Here is a 6,901-nt window from a genome sequence, read left to right on the forward strand (position 1 = left end):
CCATGAACCTCCCCGTCTCCCCCGCTTCGCTGGCGCTCGCCGAGCCGGAGCATCACCCCCACGCCCATCATGACGACGGCTCCAGAACCGTGCTCGGTTTCTGGATCTACCTGATGAGCGACTGCCTGATCTTCGCCTGCCTGTTCGCCACCTTCGGCGTGCTGGCGGAGAATGTCGCGGGCGGGCCCGGCGGCAGGCAGCTGTTCGACCTGCCCTATGTCGCGGCGGAAACCGTGCTGCTGCTGGTGAGCAGCTTCACCTTCGGCGTGGCCGCGCTCGCGATGCAGGCGGGCGAGCGGAACAAGGTGGTCGGCTGGCTGATTGCCACCTTCCTGCTTGGCGCCGGCTTCATCGCGATGGAAGTACACGAGTTCGCGCTGCTGATCGCCGAGGGCGCGGGGCCGAGCCGCAGCGCCTTCCTCTCGGCCTATTTCACGCTTGTAGGCACGCACGGGCTGCACGTCACCGCCGGGCTGCTGTGGCTGGGGGTGATGATCCACCAGGTGCTGCATTTCGGGCTGGACGACATGGTCCGCCGCCGCCTCGCCTGCCTCAGCCTGTTCTGGCACTTCCTCGATCTGGTCTGGATCTGCGTCTTCACCTTCGTCTATCTCCGGGGAGCGATCTGATGGCCCGCGCGCACGCAACCCATGGCAGCCTGACCACCTATACGATCGGCTTCCTCCTCTCGCTGGCGCTGACCGCCCTGTCGTTCGGCGCGGTGATGGCCGGGGCGATCCCCAGGGACATGATGCTGCCGGCGATCACTGCGCTGGCGGTGGCGCAGCTTCTGGTACAGCTCGGCTTCTTCCTGCACCTGGGCACCGCGCCGGAGCAGCGCAACAACACCGTGATCTTCGTGCTGACGGCGCTGCTGATCGCGACGGTCGTCTCCGGCTCGCTGTGGGTGATCCACAACGCGAACATCAACATGATGCCGACCCAGATGTCCGTCGAAAGCGCACGGGCGAAGAACTGACGCCGACCCTTGGGCGACCGGAGCTACTTGCAGCCCCCAGCAATCCGGTCGCCCGCCTCCCGGCCAGCCCCCGTCACCCCAAGGACGGCCCGGCGGCCGGGAGGCACGTCGCCACCCCGGAGGAAGGAAGGCCGCGCATGTCCCTCGCCCGCCCTGCATCGCAGCCGATCTGGAAGCGCTCCCATTATCTGGAGCGGATGACGCTGCGCCAGTTGACGCTGGCATTCTTCCAGCATCCTGCCGTCTGGTGCTATCTGCTCCTCGGCGTGCTGAGCACGATCGCGGCGGCGCGGCTCCCCGCATCGCCGATCGGGATATTGGCCGCGGTCGCGGCGGCCGGGCTCATCTATCCGCTGGTCTGGTATGCGCTGCATCGCTGGGTGCTGCACAGCCGCTGGATGTTCAAATCGCCCCTCACGGCCGGCGTGTGGAAGCGCATCCATTACGACCACCATATCGATCCGAACCATCTCGAAGTGCTGCTGGGCGCGCTCTACACGACGCTGCCGACCATCGCCCTGGCGACCGCGCCCATGGGATGGATCATCGCCGGCGTCCCCGGCGCCGCCGCGGCCTTCGCCGCCGGGCTCTTCATCACCTGCGGCTATGAATATGTGCATTGCATCGAGCATCTGCCCTACAAGCCGCGAAGCCGGGCGCTCGCCTATATGAAGGCCCGCCACCTCGAACATCATTTCCATGACGAGAGCGGCAATTACGGCATCACCAATTTCGCCTGGGACCGGCTGTTCGGCACGCTCTATGTCCGCAGCGAACGGCCCGGAAAGAGCCCGACCGTCTTCAACCTGGGCTATACCCGCGATCTGGCGCGCGATTACCCTTGGGTCGCGCAGCGCTCCGGCGGCGACGCCCCCGACCGGCCGGTGCGGAAGCGCTGATGTCCGCGCGCCGCACCGCCAATCCGCTGCTCGTCCTGCTGACCGCATCGACGGGCTGCGCGATGACGGTGCTCGATACCAATGTCGTCGCGATCATATTGCCGACGATCGCACGCGATTTCGGCGCGAGCTTCGCGGACGTCGAATGGGTGGTCAGCACCTATGTGCTGTGCTTCGCCGCGCTGCTCCTGCCGGCAGGTGCGATCGCAGACCGGTTCGGGCGGCGGCGCGTCTTCCTGATCGGCATCGGCGCGTTCGCGGCGGCATCCCTGCTGTGCGGGATCGCGCCCTCGGCGGCCCTGCTCTATCTCGCCCGCGCACTCCAGGGCGCAGGCGCGGCATTCCTGCTGGCCCCTGCCCTCGCCGTCATCGGCCACACCTTCCACGGCGAAGCCGAACGCAACCGGGCCTGGGCGATCTGGGGGGCGATGATGGGGCTCACCATGGTCCTGGCGCCGATCCTGGGCGGGTTGATCGCCCATGCGCTCGGCTGGCGCTGGGCATTCCATATCAACGTGCCGATCTGCGCCGCGCTGGCGGGTGCCGCGCTGCTGTTCATCGACGAATCCCGCGACGAAGGCGCCCGCCGCCTCGATCCCGCCGGCATCGTCCTGTTCGCCACGACCATGTTCGGCCTGACCTGGGGCCTCATCAACGGACAGGCGCATGGCTGGACCTCGCCGAGCGCCGTGACCGGCTTCATCGGCGGCATCGCCGCGCTCATTGCCTTCGTGATCGCCGAGCGCCGCCAGGAACGACCGATGCTGGACCTCGCCTTGTTCGGCAATCCACGGCTGGTCGGCGCGGTATGGGCGATGTTCGCCTATGCCGCCTGCGCGCAGGTGATGGCATCGCTGCTCCCGCTCTTCCTCCAGAACGGGCTCGGCCGGAGCGCGCTCCAGGCGGGGTTCGCCATGCTCCCCTTCGCCGCCGCGATGCTCGCCTTTCCCCAGATCGGGCGCCTGCTCGGCCGCCGCCTCGCGTCGCGGCAGATATTGACGCTCGGCCTGCTGATCGTGGGCCTCGGCAATGCGCTGACCGGCTGGGGCGCATATCTGGGCGCGTGGCCGATCGTGATGGCCGGCATGCTCGTGCTCGGCAGCGGCGGAGGGCTGCTCAACGGCGAGACGCAGAAGGCGATCATGAGCGTCGTGCCGCGCGAGCGCGCCGGCATGGCTTCGGGAATCAGCACGACCGCGCGCTTCTCCGGCATCCTGCTGGGCTTCGCGATGCTGAGCGGTATCCTCGCCACCGTCGTCCGGACGGCGCTGGGGGCCGAGCATCGCGCCTTCGCCGATGCCGTGGTCGCCGGCGATCTGCCGCACGCCGCCTCAGGTCTCGCCGGCCGCGCATCGCAGATCGTGATCGAGCGCGCCCACATCGCCTATTCGAGCGGCTTTGCGGCCATGCTCACCGTCGCCGCGCTGATCGCCTGGGCCTCCGCGCTGCTGGTCTGGCGGCTCATGCGGGACCGGAGGCAGTAGAGATCATTTTCGCTTCTGCGCGATCAGCGACGCGATCTCGGCCGTCAGGATCGGAGTCGCGAGCGAGGTGCCGCTGACGCTCACCCATTTGCCTTCCATGTTCTGCGTCTTCACGCGCAGGCCGAGGCGCCAGGCGAACTGATAATCGGCCGTGTCCGGATCGCGCGGACGCGCGCTGAACGAGGCGGGACGATCGTTGCCGTCCATGGCACCGACGAGCCAGACATTCTTGCCGCCCGCGCGCGCCAGTTCCTTGTAGGGCGGCTCGCCGCGCTGGTTGCCGGCGGCGATCGCGATCTTGATGCCGTGCGCCGAGGCGCGGCGGATCGCCGCCTGCATCTCCGGGGTCGGCGAACCGCCGGTCGAGAGATTGATGACGTCGACGCCCAGATCGACCGCCTTGTCGATCGCGGCGATCATGTTGGTATCCAGGAAGCTGCAGCCGCTGCTGCGATCCATGCACTCGCCCGGCGTGTCGATCCGCAGCGAATAGATCTGGATCGGCGCCCTGGCCTCGCGCGCGATGACGGTGGCGACCTCGGTGCCATGGTCATGGGCGGGCTGGAACGCCGGCCGGTTCTCGAACACGCCCGCCATGTCATATTCGGCAACCACGAGCGGCGCGAGCAGCGGCGTTTTGGCGATGCCCGAATCGATCACGGCGATCTTGATCGGCTGCGCGGGACCGACGGGCTTCGCCATGACGGGCGCTGCGAACAGGAACGCCACGAGAGCAACAAGCATACGCGACACGAAACAATACTCCCTCGCGCCGCGAACGCGCGGCACGTGTTGACCTTGTCGGACAGGACATTGCGACCGGACCCGTCGGGTCCGATCTCTGCCTGGCGGCGATGTCGATTGCCGGCGGCCTGGCCGATCGGGCTTGCGCCTGCGGACACCTGCGTTTCGCTCGGTCAGGCGATACGCAGCATCTCCGACCGTGCTTCACGGATCATCGAGACGGCTAGGTAATGCCGATCCATTGCCCGGCAAGGTGGTTTAACAAGTTTTAACGCTTTCCGGGAGGCCGCGCGCCTATAGCGTCTCCGGCGCATGATCGCCCGCAAGCGCGAGCAGCTCGATAAAATTGAGCGACCATTGCGCGACATTGTTGGTGGTGATTCCCGGAATCTCCCGGCGCGGCTCCAGCGTCGCCGGGCCGACAGCCTCCCGCTCCGCGGCCTGGAGGAAGGGCTGCGCCAGGCGCCCGCCCCTGCCCCGCAGCAGCTCGGTCCAGGCGCGCCGGGCGAGCACAGGATCCTGCTTCTTGAACGCCGCGAAGGCGGTCATCCGGGCATACCAGACGGTGGTGTAGAGCTTGTCGTCGCCATAGCCGAACAGCGCGTTGACCGCGCCCGGCCCCAGCGCCTTGACCCGCTCGGGCTCCGGCAGGTTGTAGCTCTCGGCGAACTGGACCAGCGCCGCGTCCCACTTCGGCATGTCGACCAGCCCGTCCAGCTCGAACAATATCTCCGCGCCGCCGAACACCATCGTCAGCAGATAATAGACCTTGAGGTGATAGCCGATGTCGAAGAGCTGCCCGGTCGCGGGATCATAGCCGAGCGGCGGGCCGGAGAGCAGGCCATAAGGCATGTCGGCGATCGCCTTCATCCCCTTCAGGATGCGGTCGCGCCATCGGGTGTCGCCGGTGCGCTCCCATTCGGTCATCCAGTTGCCGGCAAAGGCGAACCAGTCCGGGCCGCTGCGCGCGATTGCCGGATATTGGGTGGGCTCCATGATCTTCCGCACCGGGCTGATCTCGGCGATCTTTTGATCGGAATCGACCACGAAGCGCATCAGGTCGCCGGTGCGCTCGTCGGCGGTGAGGTAATGGAGGAAGCGGCGGAGCGGCGCCATGCTGATCCGCGGCTCCTTGGCACCGTCGCCCCAATGACGGACGCCGTGGCGGGTGCCGAGCTTGGCGAAGCGGCCGAGATGGTAGAAATCGACTTCGCTGGTATGCCGCGTCATCGCCTCCGCCATGCGGAAGCGCCTGGCGTCGCCGGAGCGGAGAAAGGCGGTCCAGAGCCAAAGGTCCGACCCCATTTCGGAGTTGTCCCAGGCATAGCCGCCGACATCGTAGCGCCAGACATGACGATCGTCGTCATATGTGTGCATGATGTCGCCATAGTCCCAGAAGCCGGTCCAGTCGCGCTGCTCGACCTCGTGCTGGTAGAAGGCAAGCAGCCGGTCGTATTCGTCCTCCAGCCGCGCCTTGAGCGGGGTGGAGCGATCGGGCAGCCCCCAGATGCCGAACACGCCGGTCGCATGAAGATGCTCGGGCGAGGCGACCAGCAGCGGCGGCTCGCGCACGATGCCGGCAAGCTGGGCCAGTTCGGCGCGGGACGGCGTGGCCGGCTGGAGCCAGAGGAACAGCTCGCTTGTCCGCCCAATGCCGGTCGCGGTGGCGAAGCCGGCCTCGTAATCCTCATATTGCATGTCGAGCCCATGCGGCTCGTCGCTGTAATGGCGCAGGTCCATCGCGCCGCCATCGGGCGACCAGAGCCAGGCGGTGAGCGTCGCCGCATCGCCTTCCGCGCCGTTGACCTCCAGCGCGGTCGGGTGGCGTTGCCAGAAGTCGCGCAGGCCCAGCGCCACGCCGCCCGAGACGCCGCCCGCATAAGCGAGGCCCCCGCCCCGCCCGCCATGATCGGCCTTGATCCAGGCGAGGCCCGGCTTGCGGCGCTTGGTGATGGTGAAGGCCCGCGCGCTGCCCTGGAACAGCTTGAAGTCGCCGAAGCTGGGCACGGTGGCGAGCTGCTCGCGGGTCTTGGCGTCCATCGCGGAGAGCAGGGGCACCGGCTTGCCGTCGAGCTGGTCGCGGAAGCGGTCGGCGAGCGCGAAGCTGCCCGGCTGCCAGCCCGGCAGGTTGCGCACCGCCTCGCCGAACAGCCCCGCATCCTCGCCGGCGAAGCGGATGTGGCGGTTGTGCAGCTCGTCGGTCATCGGCACGTCGCAGGCGACGCCGATGCCGCAGAGGAAATCGCTGGTGCCGTCGCCGTCAAAGGCGAAGCTGTGGACGATGCGGACCGGGCCGCCATCGGCATGGAAGGCCAGCCGCACCGTGAAGGGCAGCCATTCGCGTCCCTCGCCGCGATGCACGCCGTCGACCCGCACCACCGCGCGGACCGGGCCGCGCTGCTCGACCGTCACCGAATGCACGTCGCTCTCGAAGCTCTGGGTCGCGATCACGGCGCGCTCGCCCGGCAATCCATCCTGCCGGAGCGCAACCAGCCGGGCGTTGCGCAGCGTCGCGCGGCCCTTGAGCGAAGCGCTGGCGATCAGCGCGCCGCCGCTGCGGGGGATGCGATATTCGGCATCGCCGGAGCGCACGAGTATCCCGTCCGGCCCCTCGGCTACGCTTACCGGCGCCTGAGGGTTCGCGGGCTTGCCGGGGGCAACCGTCAGCCCTTCGACCGGGAGCCGGCCCGCCGCCGCATGACCGGTCCATTTGATGCTGCCGTCCGGCCAATAGGCGAGCGGCCAGCTCTGGAGCGGCACCGCCGTCCCGTCCGCCCGACGCGCGGCGAGCGCCG

General features: G+C 68.3%; 6 protein-coding genes. 4 read left to right on the forward strand and 2 right to left on the reverse strand.

The features are described 5' to 3' along the window. The first annotated feature begins 2 nt into the window (after positions 1–2). The 4 genes from cyoC (at position 3) to HB724_RS00930 (ending at position 3,362) form a co-directional block, all read left to right on the forward strand. Positions 3–629: a cytochrome o ubiquinol oxidase subunit III gene (gene cyoC / locus HB724_RS00915; protein WP_213979008.1), complete on the forward strand. Its 627-nt coding sequence runs from the start codon at positions 3–5 to the stop codon at positions 627–629. After that, positions 629–979 carry a cytochrome o ubiquinol oxidase subunit IV gene (gene cyoD / locus HB724_RS00920; protein ID WP_213979009.1) on the forward strand — a complete coding sequence of 117 codons (351 nt, stop codon included), beginning with the start codon at positions 629–631 and terminating at the stop codon, positions 977–979. The genes cyoC and cyoD overlap by 1 nt, the downstream gene beginning before the upstream one ends. A gap of 137 nt (positions 980–1,116) precedes the next feature. Continuing rightward, positions 1,117–1,878 (forward strand): sterol desaturase family protein, encoded by a 762-nt coding sequence (locus HB724_RS00925; protein WP_213979010.1) that lies wholly within the window; start codon positions 1,117–1,119, stop codon positions 1,876–1,878. Beyond that, on the forward strand, positions 1,878–3,362 hold the full coding sequence (locus HB724_RS00930; RefSeq protein ID WP_213979011.1) for an MFS transporter: 1,485 nt from the start codon (positions 1,878–1,880) through the stop codon (positions 3,360–3,362). The genes HB724_RS00925 and HB724_RS00930 overlap by 1 nt, the downstream gene beginning before the upstream one ends. Before the next feature lie 3 nt (positions 3,363–3,365). On the opposite strand, the gene HB724_RS00935 is transcribed toward HB724_RS00930, so the two are convergent. Further along, on the reverse strand, positions 3,366–4,106 hold the full coding sequence (locus HB724_RS00935; protein ID WP_256731227.1) for a S8 family serine peptidase: 741 nt from the start codon (positions 4,104–4,106) through the stop codon (positions 3,366–3,368). Positions 4,107–4,400: 294 nt separating this feature from the next. Then, positions 4,401–6,901: Tat pathway signal sequence domain protein (locus HB724_RS00940; RefSeq protein ID WP_256731218.1), on the reverse strand; the 2,501-nt coding region annotated here is incomplete at its 5' end.

The sequence above is a fragment of the Sphingomonas sp. dw_22 genome, from assembly GCF_018449795.1.
GTDB lineage: Bacteria > Pseudomonadota > Alphaproteobacteria > Sphingomonadales > Sphingomonadaceae > Sphingomonas.